The sequence below is a fragment of the Streptomyces sp. NBC_01808 genome, from assembly GCF_035917395.1.
In the GTDB taxonomy this organism is placed as follows: Bacteria; Actinomycetota; Actinomycetes; order Streptomycetales; family Streptomycetaceae; genus Streptomyces.
In genome coordinates this window covers 1,629,910-1,646,457 of the sequence record NZ_CP109072.1, presented here as the reverse complement: position 1 = coordinate 1,646,457, position 16,548 = coordinate 1,629,910, and the positions used below count along the sequence as shown (strand labels likewise).

Below are 16,548 nucleotides of genomic sequence, written 5' to 3'. Positions count from 1 at the left end.
GGCGCCCCGTTCACGACGACTTCGCCGAGGACGACTTCGCCGCGGCCTTCTTCGCCGGCTGCTTCTTCTGCGCCGCCTTCTTCGCGGTCCCGGCCCCGGCTTCCGCCTCCGCCTCTGCTACGTCCGCCTCCACCGCCCCCGCGGGCGCCAGCCGCTCGACGCCGTACGCCACCGCGTGCGCGTACGCCTCGTCCGGGTCGAGACGCCGCAGCTCCTCCGCGATCAGCTCCGCCGTCGTGCGCCGCTTGAGCGCCACGTGCCGCTCCGGCTGCCCCGGCACCGCCAGCTCCGCCAGCGCGCCGTTCGGCCGGTCGAGGCAGATCACGCCGTCCGTCGTCAGCAGCCGCACCGCGGTCAGCCCCGGGCCCGGCGAGCCGGTGCGCTCCACCGGCACCCGCAGCCGTTCGGCCAGCCACAGCGCCAGCAGCTCGGTGGAGGGGTTGTACTCCTCGCCCTCCACCACCGCCGACTCGATGGCCGCGTGCCGCTGGTCGAGCGCCGCCGCCAGCATGCTGCGCCACGGCGTGATCCGCGTCCACGCCAGGTCGGTGTCCCCCGGCGCGTACGCCGTGGCCCGCTGCCGCAGCGCGCCGACCGGGTCCTCGCAGGCCGCCGCGTCCGTGATGCGGCGGGTGGCGAGCCGGCCGAGGAGGTCCTCCGCCGGGGTGTCCGGCGCGTCCTCCGGCCACCACACCACCACCGGCGCGTCCGGCAGCAGCAGCGGCAGCACCACGCTCTCCGGGTGCCCCGCCAGCTCGCCGTGCAGCCGCAGCAGCACCGTCTCGCCGGTGTCCGTCTCGTTGCCGACGCGCACCTCCGCGTCCAGCCGCGCCAGCGCGCGCTCGCGCGGGGAGCGCCCCGGCCGCTTGATGACGACCAGGATCCGCGACGGGTGCTCCTTGGACGCCTGGCTGGCGGCCTTGAGCGCGTCGTAGTGGTTGCCCTCGTCGGTGACTATCACCAGCGTGAGCACCATGCCGACCGCCGGCGTGCCGGTGGCCCGCCGGGCGCCCACGAGCGCGGCGTTGATCTGGGCCGAGGTGGTCTCGGTGAGGTCGATGTTCATGGCCGCCGCCAGCTCCGTCCGTCTCGTGCCAGCATCTCGTCCGCCGCCTTCGGCCCCCAGGTGCCCGCGGTGTACGACGCCGGCTTGCCGTGCCTGGCCCAGTGCTCCTCGATCGGGTCGAGGATCTTCCAGGACAGCTCGACCTCCTGGGGGCGCGGGAAGAGGTTCGCGTCGCCGAGGAGTACGTCCAGCAGCAGCCGCTCGTACGCCTCGGGGCTGGACTCGGTGAAGGACTCGCCGTAGGCGAAGTCCATCGTCACGTCCCGCACCTCCATCGACGTGCCCGGGACCTTGGAGCCGAACCGCACGGTGATGCCCTCGTCCGGCTGGACGCGGATCACCAGGGCGTTCTGGCCCAGCTCCATCGTGTCGGTGGTGTCGAACGGCAGGTGCGGCGCCCGCTGGAAGACGACGGCGATCTCCGTCACCCGGCGGCCGAGCCGCTTGCCGGCGCGCAGGTAGAACGGCACGCCCGCCCAGCGGCGGTTGTCGATCTCCAGCTTGATCGCGGCGTAGGTGTCGGTGCCGGAGTGCGCGTCGATGCCCTCTTCCTCCAGGTAGCCGCGCACCTTCTCGCCGCCCTGCCAGCCGGCCGTGTACTGCGCCCGTACCGTGTGCCGGCCCAGGTCCTCCGGCAGCCGCACCGACTCCAGCGCCTTCGTCTTCTCCGCCACCAGCGCCTGCGCGTCGAAGGCCGTGGGCTCCTCCATCGCGGTCAGCGCCAGCAGTTGCAGCAGATGGTTCTGGATGACGTCACGGGCGGCGCCGATGCCGTCGTAGTAGCCGGCCCTGCCGCCGATGCCGATGTCCTCGGCCATGGTGATCTGCACGTGGTCCACGTACGACCGGTTCCAGATCGGCTCGAACATCGTGTTGGCGAAGCGCAGCGCCAGGATGTTCTGGACGGTCTCCTTGCCCAGGTAGTGGTCGATGCGGAAGACCTGGTCGGGCTCGAAGACCTCGTGGACGATCCGGTTGAGCTCCTCGGCGCTCTTCAGGTCGTGCCCGAAGGGCTTCTCGATGACCGCGCGCCGCCAGGAGTCACCGGCCGGGTCGGCCAGCCGGTGCTCCTTGAGCTGCTGGACGACCAGCGGGAAGAACTTCGGCGGCACGGAGAGGTAGAACGCGAAGTTCCCGCCCGTGCCGCGCGCCTTGTCCAGGTCCTCGATGGTGGTGCGCAGCCGCTCGAACGCCTCGTCGTCGTCGAAGTCGCCCTGGACGAACCGGAAGCCCTCGGAGAGCTGCTGCCACACCTCCTCGCGGAACGGCGTGCGCGCGTGCTCCTTGACCGAGTCGTGGACGACCTGCGCGAAGTCCTCGTCCGCCCACTCCCGGCGGGCGAAGCCGACCAGGGAGAAGCCCGGCGGCAGCAGCCCCCGGTTCGCCAGGTCGTACACGGCGGGCATCAGCTTCTTGCGCGACAGGTCGCCGGTGACGCCGAAGATCACCAGGCCCGAGGGACCCGCGATCCGCGGCAGGCGCCGGTCCTGCGGGTCCCGCAGCGGGTTGGTGTCAGAGCCGGTCACCGTCGACTACGCCCCCTTCGGTGCACGGCGGTCGAGCTCTTCCCGGGTGGAGTCGAGCAGATCGGTCCAGGACTTCGCGAACTTCTCCACACCCTCGTCCTCCAGCAGGCCGACCACCTCGTCGTACGAGACGCCCAGCTTCTCCAGGGCGTCGAGGTCGGCGCGGGCCCCGGCGTACGTGCCGCGCACCGCGTCGCCCTCGATCCCGCCGTGGTCGGCGACGGCGTGCAGCGTGGACTCCGGCATCGTGTTGACCGTCCCCGGGGCGACCAGGTCGTCCACGTAGAGCGTGTCCTTGTACGCCTTGTCCTTCACGCCGGTCGACGCCCACAGGGGGCGCTGCTTGTGGGCGCCTGCCTTCTCCAGCGCGAGCCAGCGGTCCGAGGAGAAGACCTCCTCGTACGCCTCGTACGCCAGCCTGGCGTTGGCGACGGCGGCCTTGCCGCGCAGCGCCTTCGCCTCGTCGGTGCCCAGGGCGTCCAGCCGCTTGTCCACCTCGGTGTCCACGCGGGAGACGAAGAACGAGGCGACCGAGCGGATCTCCGCCAGGTCCAGGCCCGCGGCCTTCGCCTGCTCCAGGCCGGCGAGGAAGGCGTCCATCACCTCGCGGTAGCGCTCCAGGGAGAAGATCAGCGTGACGTTGACGCTGATGCCCTTGCCGAGCACCTCCGTGATGGCGGGCAGCCCGGCGCGGGTGGCGGGGATCTTCACGAACAGGTTGGGCCGGTCCACCAGCCAGGCCAGTTGCTTGGCCTCGGCGACGGTGGCGGCCGTGTGGTGGGCGAGCCGCGGGTCGACCTCGATCGAGACCCGGCCGTCCAGGCCCTCGGTGGCGTCGAACACCGGGCGGAGCACGTCGGCGGCGTCGCGGACGTCGGCCGTCGTGATCATGCGGACGGCCTCCTCGACGGTGACGCCGCGGGTGGCGAGGTCCGTGAGCTGGCCGTTGTAGCCGTCGCCCGCCGAGATGGCCTTCTGGAAGATCGTGGGGTTGGTGGTCACGCCCACGACGTGGCTCTCGTCGATCAGTTCGGCGAGGTTGCCGGACGTGATGCGCTTGCGGGACAGGTCGTCGAGCCAGATCGCGACGCCTTCACCGGAGAGGCGCTCGAGTGCGTCGGTCATCGGTATTGCATCTCCTGACATCGTGTCGTCTGTAACCGTCAGCGATTTCCGGCGCGCAGGGATTCCCGGGCGGCGTCGGCGACGGCGTCGGCGGTGAGCCCGTACTCGCGGAACAGGACCTTGTGGTCGGCGGAGGCGCCGAAGTGCTCCAGGGAGACGACACGTCCGGCGTCCCCGACGAAGCGCTGCCACGTCATCCCGACGCCCGCCTCGACCGCCACCCGGGCCTTGACCGCGGGCGGCAGCACCGCGTCGCGGTACTCCTGCGGCTGCTCGTCGAACCACTCCACGGAGGGCATCGAGACCACCCGCACCGGCACGCCCTCGGCCTGCAACTGCTCACGGGCGGCGACCGCGAGCTGCACCTCGGAGCCGGTGCCGATGAGGATGACCTGCGGCTCGGCGTCCTCCCCGCCGGGGCCCTCGGCCTCGAACATCACGTAGCCGCCGCGGGCGGTGTCGTCGTTGGCCTCGTACGTCGGCACGCCCTGCCGGGTCAGTGCCAGGCCGTGCGGGGCGCCGACGCCGTACTCCTTGGTGTAGCGGCGCAGTATCTCGCGCCAGGCGATGACCGTCTCGTTGGCGTCCGCCGGGCGGACCACGTTCAGCCCGGGGATCGCGCGCAGGCTCGTCAGGTGCTCGACCGGCTGGTGGGTCGGGCCGTCCTCGCCGAGGCCGATGGAGTCGTGCGTCCACACGTACGTCACCGGCAGGTGCATCAGCGCCGACAGCCGCACCGCGTTGCGCATGTAGTCGGAGAAGACCAGGAACGTACCGCCGTAGACACGGGTGTTGCCGTGCAGCGTGATGCCGTTCATGGCGGCGGCCATGGCGTGCTCGCGGATCCCGTTGTGGACGGTCCTGCCGTACGGGTCGGCGTCGGTCAGCGGGTTGTCGGCGGGCAGGAACGAGGTCGAGCCGGGGATGGTGGTGTTGTTGGACCCGGCGAGGTCGGCCGAGCCGCCCCACAGTTCCGGCACCACCGGGCCGAGTGCCTTCAGCACCTCGCCCGACGCCTTGCGGGTGGCGACGGCCTTGCCGGCGGGGAACGACGGCAGCTTGTCCGCCCAGCCCGTGGGCAGTTCGCCCGCGCGGATCCGGTCGAACTCCGCGGCGCGCCCGGGGTGGGCCTCCCGCCAGGCGGTGAACCGCTTGTCCCACTTGGCGTGCGCCTCCGCGCCGCGCGCACCCAGCGCGCGGGCGTGCGCGAGCACGCCGGCGTCGACCTCGAAGTCCCGCTCGGGGTCGAAGCCGAGGACCCGCTTGGTCGCGGCGACCTCCTCCGCGCCCAGCGCCGAGCCGTGCGCGGCCTCGGTGTTCTGCGCGTTCGGTGCCGGCCAGGCGATGATCGAGCGGGCCGCGATGAACGACGGCCGGTCGGTGACGGCCTTGGCCTCCTGGAACGCCCGGTACAGCGCCTCGGGGTCGAGGTCGCCGTTCGGCTTCTGCGCGACGCGCTGGACGTGCCAGCCGTACGCCTCGTAGCGCGCGACGGTGTCCTCGGAGACGGCGGCGGCGGTGTCGCCCTCGATGGAGATGTGGTTGTCGTCCCAGAGCAGTATGAGGTTGCCCAGCTTCTGGTGGCCGGCCAGCGAGGACGCCTCGTGCGAGATGCCCTCCTGGAGGCAGCCGTCGCCCGCGACCACCCAGATGTGGTGGTCGAACGGGGAGGTGCCGGCGGGGGCGTCGGGGTCGAAGAGGCCGCGCTCGTAGCGCGCGGACATCGCCATGCCGACGGCGTTCGCGACGCCCTGGCCGAGCGGGCCGGTGGTCGTCTCGACACCGGCGGTGTGGCCGTACTCGGGGTGCCCGGGGGTCTTGGAGCCCCAGGTGCGGAACGCCTCCAGATCGGCCAGCTCAAGGCCGAACCCGCCCAGGTAGAGCTGGGTGTACAGGGTCAGGCTTGAGTGGCCCGCGGAGAGGACGAAGCGGTCCCGGCCGGTCCACTGCGGGTCGGCGGGATCGTGCCGCATCACCTTCTGGAAGAGCGTGTACGCGGCGGGGGCCAGGCTCATCGCCGTGCCGGGGTGGCCGTTGCCGACCTTCTGTACGGCGTCCATTGCCAGAACGCGTGCGGTATCCACCGCGCGGTCGTCCAGTTCGTTCCACTCGAAGTCGGTGGTCGGCTGCGTGCTCACCCTTGTTCAGGGCTCCTCTCTCCACGGTCGGGAACTCCGGCGACCGGAAAGCACCGGGCCCTTCGAGCCTATCCCGCTGAAATCCAGACTGCCGTTGCCGGGCCGGTCGCGCCTGCCGGACGGCTCCGGGCGCCCGCCCCGGGGGCCGGTGCGCACGGCCCCAACACGGGGCACCCCCCGCGCGGGGGGCCGATACGCAGCGTCTACAGTGACGACGTACAGAATCCCTTGACCCCGAGCAGAGGTGTCCGTGACGGCCGTCGAATCCCGACCCGCAGGGGTACTCGGGCAGGGCACTGCGCACCGGCCGACCGGTGCCCGGGTCAAGGCGTTCGTGGCGCTGACCAAGCCGCGCATCATCGAGCTGCTGCTCATCACCACCGTTCCGGTGATGTTCCTGGCCGCCGAGGGCGTGCCCGACCTGTGGCTGGTGCTCGCCACCTGTATCGGCGGCTACCTCTCCGCCGGCGGTGCCAACGCGCTGAACATGTACCTGGACCGGGACATCGACGCGCTGATGCACCGCACCGAGCAGCGGCCGCTGGTGACCGGGATGGTCCGGCCCGCCGAGGGGCTGGCCTTCGGCCTGGCCCTGACGGTGGTCTCGACCGTGTGGTTCGCCACACTCGTCAACCCGCTGTCGGCGGCGCTCGCGCTCGGTGCGAACCTCTTCTACGTCCTCGTCTACACGATGCTGCTGAAGCGGCGCACCTCGCAGAACATCGTCTGGGGCGGCATCGCCGGCTGCATGCCGGTCGCCATCGGCTGGTCCGCGGTGACGAACTCCGTCTCCTGGGCCTCGCTGATCCTCTTCCTGGTGATGTTCTTCTGGACGCCGCCGCACTACTGGCCGCTGTCGATGAAGGTCAGGGACGACTACGCGCGCGTCAAGGTGCCGATGCTGCCGGTGGTGGCGTCGAACAAGGTCGTGGCGCGGCAGATCGTCGCCTACAGCTGGGTGATGGTCGCCGTCTCCCTGCTGCTGTGGCCGCTGGGCTACACCGGCTGGTTCTACCCGGTGGTGGCCGCGGTGCTCGGCGCGGTGTGGCTGCGCGAGGCGCACGGGCTGCTGCGGCGGGCGAAGAGCGGGGTCGTGGGCGCGAAGCTCAAGGAGATGCGGCTCTTCCACTGGTCGATCACCTATGTGTCGCTGCTGTTCATCGCGGTGGCCGTGGACCCGTTCCTGCGCTGAGTCCCTTCCTGCGCCGACTTACCGGCGGGTAGCATCTGCGGCATGAGCGACGACGACCGCAGGACCCGCAAGCTCACCCGGCAGATCGAGTCCTTCGCCGGCCGCCACGGCGGCGCGCGGGGGCAGGTCGCGTACCTCGGCGAGCCGGGCGCCCGGCTGGTGCTGGTCGGGGCGGACGGCACGTGGGGCGACCTGGTGGCGCCGAGCATGCGGAGCGCGACGGCGGCGGCCGAGGCCGCGGGGGTGGCGCTGCAGGAGGACTTCGACGGCGAGCTGGCGGCGGGGGTACGGACCGGCCCGTACGAGTGGACGCGGATGGCCGGAATGCAGATGGGCGGCCACCCGAATCCGGGCGTGGCGCGGAAGAAGCCCGGGACCGGGCCGGAGCCTGAGCCGGAGGCCGCAGACGCCGCCGCGGAGTCCGGTGCGGAGACGGCCGCCGAGGAGGGTTCGGCCGTGGACGCCGACGGCGGGAAGGAAGCGGAGACCGCCGAGAAAGCGGCCTCCGGGAAGCCCGAGGCGGACGAGAAGACCGGCTGACCGAGGAGCGCCCGCTACGGCCGCCCTCGCGGGCCGTGCGCCGCTACGGGGCCGAGGACCCCACCGGCCGTGCCTCCGCCGGCACCGCCGGCGGCGGGACCTCCGCGGGCGTCACCTCCGGCCGGTGCCGCAGCGAGACCACCACCCGCAGCACCGCGATCCACACCAGCGTCGAACCGAACAGGTGGATCATGACCAGGAATTCGGGCACGTCGGTCAGGTACTGCGCGTAGCCGACGACGGCCTGCGACATCAGCACCAGGAACAGGTCCCGGGTGCGGGACAGCGGCCCCGGCGGGCCGTCGACGAGCTTCAGCGTCACCCAGATCGCGATCGTCAGGGCGATCACCGCCCACGCCGTGAACGAGTGCACCTTCGCCGCGTGGTCCCAACTGATCCACCCCATCCGGGGCACGTCGCTGGAGTCGCCCGCGTGCGGCCCGGTGCCGGTCACGACGGTGCCGGCGGCCAGCAGCAGGACGGACATCGCCACCAGCGCCCGGGTCAGCCGGCGCACCACGGCGCCGACGAGCAGGTCGGGCCCGCCGTCGCCCTCGCGGGCGCGGTGCCAGGTGAGGTACGTGATCGTGATCAGCCCGGTGGCGAGCAGGAAGTGCGCGGCGACGGTGTACGGGTTCAGCTCGGTGAGGACCGCGGCGCCGCCGAGGACGGCGTTGCCCATGACCACCCAGAACTGCACCCAGCCCAGCCGCGTCAGCTCGCGGCGCCACGGCTTGGTGGCGCGGGCGGCGACGATGGCCCAGCCGACGGCGGCGCACAGCACGTACGTGAGCAGCCGGTTGCCGAACTCGATGGCGCCGTGCACGCCCATCTCGGAGGTCGCCAGCAGGCTGTCGTTCGAGCACTTGGGCCACGTGTCGCAGCCGAGCCCGGAGCCGGTCAGCCGGACGGCGCCCCCGGTGACGACGATGACGATGCTCATCAGCAGTGCTGAGAGCGTCGCGCGCCGGACCGTCTTCTGCGTCGGGGTCCAGCGGTCGGCGACGTGGGCGAGGGGGTTCTGCACGGCGCCTATCGTATGCCGCTCCTTGTGCGCGGTTTCACGAGGGGTGAGCCGCCCGTTTCCGTACCCGTAAGACGCGGTCGGCGCGGGGTCACTCCCAGCGGAAGAACCGCGCGGCGGCCGCGAGCCCCAGCACCGCCCAGCCGGCCAGCAGCCCCAGGTCGCCCCACGGCATGCCGCCGCCGTCCTGGAGGACGTCCCGCAGCCCGTCCGAGAGGGCCGCGACGGGCAGCACTTCGAGCACCGCGCGGGCGCCGTCGGGGAACTTCTCCAGCGGCACGATGACGCCGCCCGCCACCAGCAGCAGGACGAAGACGAGGTTCGCCGCGGCGAGCGTCGCCTCCGCGCGCAGCGTGCCGGCCATCAGCAGCCCCAGACCGGAGAACGCGGCCGTGCCCAGCGCGACGAGGAGCACCACGGCGAGCGCACCGCCGGCCCCGCCGCGCGGCGACCAGCCGAGCGCCAGCGCGATGGCGGTCAGGAGCACGAGTTGCAGCGCGATCGTGGCGAGCACCGCCGCCGCCTTCGCCGCCATCAGCCCGGTGCGCGGCAGCGGCGAGGCGCCGAGCCGCTTCAGCACGCCGTAGCGGCGGTCGAAGCCGGTGCCGATGGCCTGGCCGGTGAAGGCGGTGGCCAGGACGGCGAGCGCGATGGCGCCGGGGGCGAGGAAGTCGACCCGCTGGCCGGGTCCGGTGTCGACGACGTCGACCGTGCTGAAGAGCAGCAGCAGCACCGCTGGGATGATCATGGTGAGGAGCACCTGTTCGCCGTTGCGCAGGAGCAGCCGGGTCTCCAGCCCTGCCTGCGCGGCGACCATGCGGCGCAGCGGCGCCGCCCCGGGACGAGGCGCGTAGACGCCGGTCCCCGCCTGCCGAGCACTCATCGGCGCGGCTCCTTTCCCAGTTCCGAGGTGCAGTCTCCCGGGATGCGGTTCACGAGCGCAGGTCCTTCCCCGTCAGCTCCAGGCTGCGGTCTCCCGGGGGGCGACCCCCGTACCCCCGGATGGTGCCGTTCACGAGCGCAGGTCCTTCCCCGTCAGCTCCAGGAAGACGTCCTCCAGCGTGCGCCGCTCCACCGTCATCTGCTCCGGCAGCACCCCGTTCTGCGCGCACCAGGTCGTGACCGTGGCCAGCAGCTCCGGGTTGATCTCGCCGGTTATCCGGTACGAGCCCGGGGCCAGCTCCAGCGCCGCGGTCTCCGTCGGCAGCGCCTTCAGCAGCGAGCCGAGGTCGAGCCCCGCGCGGCCGGTGAAGCGCATGGTGTTCTCCGCGCCGCCCCGGCACAGCTCCTCCGGGGTGCCCTCGACCAGCAGCCGGCCGCCGTCGATGATCGCGACCTTGTCGGAGAGCTGTTCCGCCTCGTCCATGTGGTGGGTGGTGAGCACCACGGACACCCCGTCGGCGCGCAGCTCGCGGATCAGCTCCCAGGTGGCGCGGCGGGCCTGCGGATCGAGGCCCGCGGTCGGCTCGTCGAGGAAGACCAGCTCGGGGCGGCCGACGACGGCCATGGCGAGCGCGAGCCGCTGCTGCTGGCCGCCGGAGAGCCGGCGGTAGGGCGTGCGGCCGCAGGAGCCGAGGCCCAGCCGCTCGATCAGCGCGACGACGTCGAGGGGGTGGGCGTGCAGCCGGGCGACGTGCCGCAGCATCTCCTCGGCGCGGGCGGCGGGGTAGACGCCGCCGGACTGCAGCATCACGCCGACCCGGGGGCGCAGCTCCGCGGCGTCGGCGAGGGGGTCGCGGCCGAGGACGCGGACGGTGCCGGCGTCCGGACGGCGGTAGCCCTCGCAGACCTCTACGGTGGTCGTCTTGCCCGCGCCGTTGGGGCCGAGGACGGCGGTGACGTCGCCGCGGGCGGCGGTCAGGTCGAGCCCGGCCACGGCGGTCTTCTCGCCGTACCGCTTGACGAGGCCGGACACCGCGACGGCCGCGTCGGTGGAGGGCTGTTGCATGAGTGCGAGTCTAAAGAGCCCGCGGGCCCGGCCGGCGCCGCCCCGGGAGGGTTCACGCCAGGAGGTGGGCGGATCCCGCGCGGAACTTAGGTAACCCTAAGTGACGCATTCCACCGCACGGTGATCGAGACCCGGCTTGTCGCACCCCGGCGAATTAAGCAACAATGGCGTTGTGAAAAACGTGGACCCGGGTGGGAGCACGGCGAAGGACCAGGCGGCCGGGCCGGCCGCCGGTGCTGCCGTGCCCGCTGACGGGACGCGCAACCGCGTGGCCCGCTCCATCCTCGACCACGGCCCGTCGACCGCCGCCGACCTGGCCCACCGGCTCGAACTCACCCCCGCCGCCGTCCGGCGGCACCTCGACGTGCTCGTCGCCGAGGGCATCGTGGAACCCCGCGACCAGCGGGTCTACGGGACCCGGGGACGCGGCCGGCCGGCCAAGGTCTTCGCCCTGACCGACTGCGGCCGCGACGCCTTCGACCAGGCGTACGACCAGCTCGCCGCCGACGCGCTGCGCTGGATCGCCCAGAGTGCGGGCGGCGGCGTGCGGGGCGAGGCGGCCGTCGCCGCCTTCGCCCGCGACCGGGTCGCCGAGCAGGCCGAGCGGTACGCCGCGGAGCTGGCCGGCATGCCCCCCGAGAGCCGGGTCGAGGCCCTCGCCCGGCTGCTCTCCGAGGACGGGTACGCTGCCACCGCGCGCAGCGCGCCCGGAGCCCCCGGCGAGCAGCTCTGTCAGCACCACTGCCCGGTGGCGCACACCGCCGAGCAATACCCGCAGCTCTGCGAGGCGGAGACCGAGGTCTTCTCCCGCTTGCTCGGCACCCATGTGCAGCGTCTGGCCACCATCGCCCACGGCGACGGGGTGTGTACGACGTTCGTCCCCGAAATCCGCGAGCACCACGCTCGCAGGCAGCCACCGACATCCGGGAGGAACCCCGCATGACTGCGCCCATCGAGACCGCTTCCCCGGAGCATCCCGAGCTCGAAGGCCTGGGACGTTACGAGTACGGCTGGGCCGACTCGGACGCGGCCGGCGCCGCCGCCAAGCGCGGCCTGTCCGAGGACGTCGTCCGGGACATCTCAAGCAAGAAGTCCGAGCCCGACTGGATGCTGAAGACCCGGCTGAAGGGCCTGCGGCTCTTCGGCAAGAAGCCCATGCCCACCTGGGGCTCCGACCTCTCCGGCATCGACTTCGACAACATCAAGTACTTCGTCCGGTCCACCGAGAAGCAGGCCCAGTCCTGGGAGGACCTGCCCGAAGACATCAAGAACACCTACGACAAGCTCGGCATCCCCGAGGCGGAGAAGCAGCGCCTGGTCGCCGGCGTCGCCGCGCAGTACGAGTCGGAGGTCGTCTACCACCAGATCCGCGAGGACCTGGAGGAGCAGGGCGTCGTCTTCCTGGACACCGACACCGCGCTCAAGGAGCACCCGGAGCTGTTCAAGGAGTACTACGGCACGGTCATCCCGCCCGGTGACAACAAGTTCGCCTCCCTCAACACCGCGGTGTGGTCCGGCGGCTCGTTCATCTACGTCCCCAAGGGCGTGCACGTCGAGATCCCGCTGCAGGCCTACTTCCGGATCAACACCGAGAACATGGGCCAGTTCGAGCGGACGCTGATCATCGTCGACGAGGGCGCGTACGTGCACTACGTCGAGGGCTGCACCGCGCCGATCTACCAGTCGGACTCGCTGCACTCGGCGGTCGTCGAGATCATCGTGAAGAAGAACGCCCGCTGCCGGTACACCACGATCCAGAACTGGTCGAACAACGTGTACAACCTGGTCACCAAGCGCGCGGTGGCCTACGAGGGCGCGACCATGGAGTGGGTCGACGGCAACATCGGCTCCAAGGTCACCATGAAGTACCCGGCGATCTACCTGATGGGCGAGCACGCCAAGGGCGAGACGCTGTCCGTCGCCTTCGCCGGCGAGGGCCAGCACCAGGACGCCGGCGCCAAGATGGTGCACATGGCGCCGAACACGTCGTCCAACATCGTCTCCAAGTCGGTGGCGCGGGGCGGCGGGCGGACCTCGTACCGCGGCCTGATCGAGATCGGCGAGGGCGCGGAGAACTCGAAGTCCAACGTCCTCTGCGACGCGCTGCTGGTCGACACGATCTCCCGCTCGGACACCTACCCGTACGTCGACGTCCGCGAGGACGACGTGACGATGGGCCACGAGGCGACCGTCTCCAAGGTCAGCGACGACCAGCTCTTCTACCTGATGCAGCGCGGCCTGTCCGAGGACGAGGCGATGGCGATGATCGTCCGCGGCTTCGTCGAGCCGATCGCCAAGGAGCTGCCGATGGAGTACGCGCTGGAACTCAACCGGCTGATCGAGCTGCAGATGGAGGGCGCGGTCGGCTAGCAGGACGCCGTACGCCCGCACCGGCCGGAACAGCCTTCGAGACGATTCCCGAGAAAGCGAGTACGAGAACAGTCATGGCCGACGCCCAGAAGATCCCGGCCGGCTCCACCGCCGCCGGAAGCATCGCGGTGGCCGCCGAGTCCACCGTCGCCACCAGGATGAGCGCACCGCCGTCCTTCGACGTGGCCGACTTCCCGGTTCCGCACGGCCGGGAGGAGGAGTGGCGCTTCACCCCGCTGGAGCGGACCCGCGGGCTGCACGACGGCAGCGCCACCGCCACCGGCGAGCCCAAGACGGCCATCACCGCGCCCGACGGCGTCACCGTCGAGACCGTCGGCCGCGACGACGCCCGGCTGGGCCGGGCCGGCACCCCGGTGGACCGGATCGCCGCCCAGGCGTACTCCTCGTTCGAGAAGGCCACGGTCGTGACCGTGCCGAAGGACACGCAGCTCACCGAGCCCATCCGGGTCTCGGTGCACGGCGAGGGCGGTGTCTCGTACGGGCACCAGCTCATCGAGCTGGGCGCCTTCGCCGAGGCCGTCGTCGTCATCGACCACACCGGCGACGCGGTGCTCGCCGAGAACACCGAGTACGTGCTCGGCGACGGCGCCAAGCTCACCGTCGTCTCCGTACAGGACTGGGCCGACGGGGCCGTGCACGTCGCGCAGCAGTCCGCGCTCATCGGCCGGGACGCCAGCTTCAAGTCCGTGATCGTCACCTTCGGCGGCGACCTGGTCCGGCTGCACCCCCGGGCGCACTACGCGGGCCCGGGCGCCGAGGCCGAGCTGTACGGGCTGTACTTCACCGACGCGGGACAGCACCAGGAGCACCGCCTGTTCGTCGACCACGACGCCCCGCACTGCCGGAGCAACGTGGCGTACAAGGGCGCGCTCCAGGGCGCCGACGCGCACGCCGTGTGGATCGGCGACGTGCTGATCCGCAAGCGGGCCGAGGGCACCGACACGTACGAGCTGAACCGCAACCTGGTGCTCACCGACGGCGCCCGCGTCGACTCGGTGCCCAACCTGGAGATCGAGACCGGCGAGATCGTCGGCGCGGGCCACGCGTCGGCCACCGGCCGCTTCGAGGACGAGCAGCTCTTCTACCTGATGGCCCGCGGCATCCCGGCCGACGAGGCCCGCAGGCTGGTCGTCCGCGGCTTCTTCGCCGAGCTGGTGCAGCAGATCGGCATCGAGGACGTCGAGCAGCGCCTGATCGAGAAGATCGAGGCCGAGCTGGAGGCGTCCGTGGCATGACCGACACGACCAACGCGACGTACGTACGCGCCTGTGCGCTGAGCGAGCTGGAGGAGGACCTCCCCAAGCGGGTGGACCTCGGCGGCACGCCGGTGTCGGTCGTGCTCACCGGGGACGAGGTGTTCGCGATCTACGACATCTGCTCGCACGCGAACGTCTCGCTCTCCGAAGGCGAGGTGGAGGACTGCCAGATCGAGTGCTGGCTGCACGGCTCCACCTTCGACCTGCGTACCGGCAAGCCCTCCGGGCTGCCCGCGACGCGCCCCGTCCCCGTGTACCCCGTCAAGATCGAAGGGGACGACGTGCTCGTCTCCGTCACCCAGGAGTCCTGAAGGCACCATGGCAACGCTTGAAATCCGCGACCTGCACGTCTCCGTCGAGGCCGACAACGCCACGAAGGAGATCCTCAAGGGCGTCGACCTGACCGTGAAGCAGGGCGAGACTCACGCCATCATGGGCCCCAACGGCTCCGGCAAGTCCACCCTGGCGTACTCCGTCGCCGGCCACCCCAAGTACCAGATCACCTCCGGGACCGTCACCATCGACGGCGAGGACCTGCTGGAGATGAGCGTCGACGAGCGCGCCCGCGCCGGCCTCTTCCTCGCCATGCAGTACCCGGTCGAGGTCCCCGGCGTCACCGTCTCCAACTTCCTGCGCACCTCCGCCACCGCCATCCGCGGCGAGGCCCCCAAGCTCCGCACCTGGGTCAAGGAGGTCAAGGAGGCGATGGAGCGGCTGAACATCGACCCCGCCTTCGCCGAGCGCAACGTCAACGAGGGCTTCTCCGGCGGTGAGAAGAAGCGCCACGAGATCCTCCAGCTCGAACTCCTCAAGCCGAAGATCGCGATCCTCGACGAGACCGACTCGGGCCTGGACGTCGACGCGCTGCGCATCGTCTCCGAGGGCGTCAACCGGATCCGCGAGAGCGGCGAGGTCGGCACCCTGCTGATCACCCATTACACCCGCATCCTGCGCTACATCAAGCCCGACCACGTGCACGTCTTCGCGGGCGGCCGGATCGCCGAGTCCGGCGGCCCGGAGCTGGCGGACAAGCTGGAGGAAGAGGGCTACGCAGCCTACGTGAAGGGCGGCGCATCAGCGTGACCCCACTGCCGGGCCTCCTCGACACCGAGGCGATCCGCAAGGACTTCCCGATCCTGGACCGCGCGGTCCACGACGGGAAGAAGCTCGTGTACCTGGACAACGCGGCGACCTCGCAGAAGCCGCGCCAGGTGCTCGACGCGTTGAACGCGTACTACGAGCGGCACAACGCCAACGTGCACCGCGGTGTGCACGTCCTCGCCGAGGAGGCCACGGCGCTGTACGAGGGCGCCCGTGACAAGGTCGCCGCCTTCGTCAACGCGCCCAGCCGGGACGAGGTGGTCTTCACCAAGAACGCCTCCGAGTCGCTGAACCTCGTGGCCAACATGCTCGGCTTCGCCGACGAGCCGTACCGCGTGGACCGCGACACGGAGATCGTCATCACGGAGATGGAGCACCACTCCAACATCGTCCCGTGGCAACTGCTCGCGCAGCGCACGGGCGCGAAGCTGAAGTGGTTCGGCCTCACCGACGACGGCCGCCTCGACCTGAGCGACCTGGACGAGGTCATCACGGAGAAGACGAAGGTCGTCTCCTTCGTGCTGGTCTCCAACATCCTCGGCACGCACAACCCCGTCGAGGCCATCGTCCGGCGCGCCCAGGAGGTCGGCGCGCTGGTCGTCGTCGACGCCTCCCAGGCCGCGCCGCACATGCCGCTGGACGTGCAGGCGCTCCAGGCCGACTTCGTCGCCTTCACCGGGCACAAGATGGCCGGGCCCACCGGCATCGGGGTGCTCTGGGGCCGCAAGGGGCTGCTGGACGACCTGCCGCCGTTCCTCGGCGGCGGCGAGATGATCGAGACCGTCTCGATGCACTCCTCGACGTACGCCCCGGCGCCGCACAAGTTCGAGGCCGGCACGCCGCCGATCGCCCAGGCCGTCGGCCTCGGCGCCGCGGTGGACTACCTCAGCGGCATCGGCATGGAGCAGATCGAGGCGCACGAGCGCGCCATCACCGAATACGCGCTCGGGCGGCTCCAGGAGGTCCCCGACCTGCGGATCATCGGCCCGACGTCGGCCGAGGACCGCGGCGCCGCGATCTCCTTCACGCTCGGCGACATCCACCCCCACGACGTCGGCCAGGTGCTCGACGAGCAGGGCATCGCGGTCCGGGTCGGCCACCACTGCGCACGGCCGGTCTGCCTGCGGTACGGAATTCCTGCGACCACGCGGGCGTCGTTCTATCTGTACTCCACCCCGGGCGAGGTCGACGCGCTGATCGACGGCCTGGAGTACGTCCGGAACTTCTTCGGCTGAAGGGCG

At 71.4% G+C, this 16,548-nt stretch carries 15 protein-coding genes; 8 read left to right on the top strand and 7 right to left on the bottom strand.

The genetic code is table 11. The annotated features are described in order from the left end of the window. Positions 1 to 10: 10 nt before the first annotated feature. From opcA to tkt, 4 genes are read right to left on the bottom strand one after another with little or no spacing between them, the layout of a single operon-like run. Complete coding sequence (opcA, locus tag OG946_RS06895) at positions 11 to 1,066, bottom strand: glucose-6-phosphate dehydrogenase assembly protein OpcA (RefSeq protein WP_326795253.1); 1,056 nt, start codon at positions 1,064 to 1,066, stop codon at positions 11 to 13. After that, complete coding sequence (gene zwf / locus OG946_RS06890; RefSeq protein ID WP_326795252.1) at positions 1,063 to 2,592, bottom strand: glucose-6-phosphate dehydrogenase; 1,530 nt, start codon at positions 2,590 to 2,592, stop codon at positions 1,063 to 1,065. Before zwf ends, opcA begins: the two co-directional genes overlap by 4 nt. Positions 2,593 to 2,598: 6 nt before the next feature. Beyond that, on the bottom strand, positions 2,599 to 3,717 hold the full coding sequence (gene tal, locus OG946_RS06885; protein WP_326795251.1) for a transaldolase: 1,119 nt from the start codon (positions 3,715 to 3,717) through the stop codon (positions 2,599 to 2,601). Positions 3,718 to 3,755: 38 nt separating this feature from the next. Then, positions 3,756 to 5,855 carry a transketolase gene (tkt, locus tag OG946_RS06880; RefSeq protein ID WP_326795250.1) on the bottom strand — a complete coding sequence of 700 codons (2,100 nt, stop codon included), beginning with the start codon at positions 5,853 to 5,855 and terminating at the stop codon, positions 3,756 to 3,758. 250 nt (positions 5,856 to 6,105) lie between these two features. Here tkt and OG946_RS06875 point away from each other — a divergent pair, with 250 nt between their 5' ends. Together OG946_RS06875 and OG946_RS06870 are read left to right on the top strand one after the other, a co-directional pair. Further along, a complete protein-coding gene (locus tag OG946_RS06875) occupies positions 6,106 to 7,047 on the top strand; it encodes a heme o synthase (RefSeq protein ID WP_326795249.1) in 942 nt (313 codons plus the stop codon). Positions 7,048 to 7,089: 42 nt separating this feature from the next. Next, positions 7,090 to 7,587, top strand: a complete 498-nt coding sequence (locus OG946_RS06870) for a hypothetical protein (RefSeq protein WP_326795248.1) — start codon at positions 7,090 to 7,092, stop codon at positions 7,585 to 7,587. Between the two features lie 43 nt (positions 7,588 to 7,630). On the opposite strand, the gene OG946_RS06865 is transcribed toward OG946_RS06870, so the two are convergent. The 3 genes from OG946_RS06865 to OG946_RS06855 all read right to left on the bottom strand — a co-directional run bounded on the left by OG946_RS06865 (position 7,631) and on the right by OG946_RS06855 (position 10,559). Beyond that, the gene (locus tag OG946_RS06865; RefSeq protein ID WP_326795247.1) at positions 7,631 to 8,614 is read right to left on the bottom strand and encodes a COX15/CtaA family protein; all 984 of its coding nucleotides are present in this window, start codon (positions 8,612 to 8,614) and stop codon (positions 7,631 to 7,633) included. An 88-nt stretch (positions 8,615 to 8,702) separates the two neighbouring features. Beyond that, positions 8,703 to 9,494 carry an ABC transporter permease gene (locus tag OG946_RS06860; RefSeq protein ID WP_326795246.1) on the bottom strand — a complete coding sequence of 264 codons (792 nt, stop codon included), beginning with the start codon at positions 9,492 to 9,494 and terminating at the stop codon, positions 8,703 to 8,705. Between the two features lie 129 nt (positions 9,495 to 9,623). Beyond that, the gene (locus OG946_RS06855; RefSeq protein ID WP_326795245.1) at positions 9,624 to 10,559 is read right to left on the bottom strand and encodes an ABC transporter ATP-binding protein; all 936 of its coding nucleotides are present in this window, start codon (positions 10,557 to 10,559) and stop codon (positions 9,624 to 9,626) included. A 181-nt stretch (positions 10,560 to 10,740) separates the two neighbouring features. On the opposite strand from OG946_RS06855, the gene OG946_RS06850 reads away from it, so the two are divergent. The 6 genes from OG946_RS06850 (at position 10,741) to OG946_RS06825 (ending at position 16,542) form a co-directional block, all read left to right on the top strand. After that, the gene (locus OG946_RS06850) at positions 10,741 to 11,502 is read left to right on the top strand and encodes a helix-turn-helix transcriptional regulator (protein ID WP_326800167.1); all 762 of its coding nucleotides are present in this window, start codon (positions 10,741 to 10,743) and stop codon (positions 11,500 to 11,502) included. After that, the gene (gene sufB, locus OG946_RS06845; RefSeq protein ID WP_326795244.1) at positions 11,499 to 12,929 is read left to right on the top strand and encodes a Fe-S cluster assembly protein SufB; all 1,431 of its coding nucleotides are present in this window, start codon (positions 11,499 to 11,501) and stop codon (positions 12,927 to 12,929) included. Before OG946_RS06850 ends, sufB begins: the two co-directional genes overlap by 4 nt. Before the next feature lie 74 nt (positions 12,930 to 13,003). Further along, a complete protein-coding gene (gene sufD / locus OG946_RS06840; protein ID WP_125934229.1) occupies positions 13,004 to 14,185 on the top strand; it encodes a Fe-S cluster assembly protein SufD in 1,182 nt (393 codons plus the stop codon). Continuing rightward, positions 14,182 to 14,517 (top strand): non-heme iron oxygenase ferredoxin subunit, encoded by a 336-nt coding sequence (locus OG946_RS06835; RefSeq protein WP_101425177.1) that lies wholly within the window; start codon positions 14,182 to 14,184, stop codon positions 14,515 to 14,517. The genes sufD and OG946_RS06835 overlap by 4 nt, the downstream gene beginning before the upstream one ends. 7 nt (positions 14,518 to 14,524) lie before the next feature. Beyond that, complete coding sequence (sufC, locus tag OG946_RS06830; protein ID WP_326795243.1) at positions 14,525 to 15,289, top strand: Fe-S cluster assembly ATPase SufC; 765 nt, start codon at positions 14,525 to 14,527, stop codon at positions 15,287 to 15,289. After that, positions 15,286 to 16,542 carry a cysteine desulfurase gene (locus OG946_RS06825; RefSeq protein ID WP_326795242.1) on the top strand — a complete coding sequence of 419 codons (1,257 nt, stop codon included), beginning with the start codon at positions 15,286 to 15,288 and terminating at the stop codon, positions 16,540 to 16,542. Before sufC ends, OG946_RS06825 begins: the two co-directional genes overlap by 4 nt. Positions 16,543 to 16,548: the final 6 nt, after the last annotated feature.

Coding starts and splice junctions, on each gene's coding strand:
- opcA (WP_326795253.1), bottom strand. CDS start 1,066: ATGAACATCGACCTCACCGAGACCACCTCGGCCCAGATCAACGCCGCG.
- tal (WP_326795251.1), bottom strand. CDS start 3,717: ATGACCGACGCACTCGAGCGCCTCTCCGGTGAAGGCGTCGCGATCTGG.
- OG946_RS06870 (WP_326795248.1), top strand. CDS start 7,090: ATGAGCGACGACGACCGCAGGACCCGCAAGCTCACCCGGCAGATCGAG.
- OG946_RS06860 (WP_326795246.1), bottom strand. CDS start 9,494: ATGAGTGCTCGGCAGGCGGGGACCGGCGTCTACGCGCCTCGTCCCGGG.
- OG946_RS06855 (WP_326795245.1), bottom strand. CDS start 10,559: ATGCAACAGCCCTCCACCGACGCGGCCGTCGCGGTGTCCGGCCTCGTC.
- sufB (WP_326795244.1), top strand. CDS start 11,499: ATGACTGCGCCCATCGAGACCGCTTCCCCGGAGCATCCCGAGCTCGAA.
- sufD (WP_125934229.1), top strand. CDS start 13,004: ATGGCCGACGCCCAGAAGATCCCGGCCGGCTCCACCGCCGCCGGAAGC.
- OG946_RS06835 (WP_101425177.1), top strand. CDS start 14,182: ATGACCGACACGACCAACGCGACGTACGTACGCGCCTGTGCGCTGAGC.
- sufC (WP_326795243.1), top strand. CDS start 14,525: ATGGCAACGCTTGAAATCCGCGACCTGCACGTCTCCGTCGAGGCCGAC.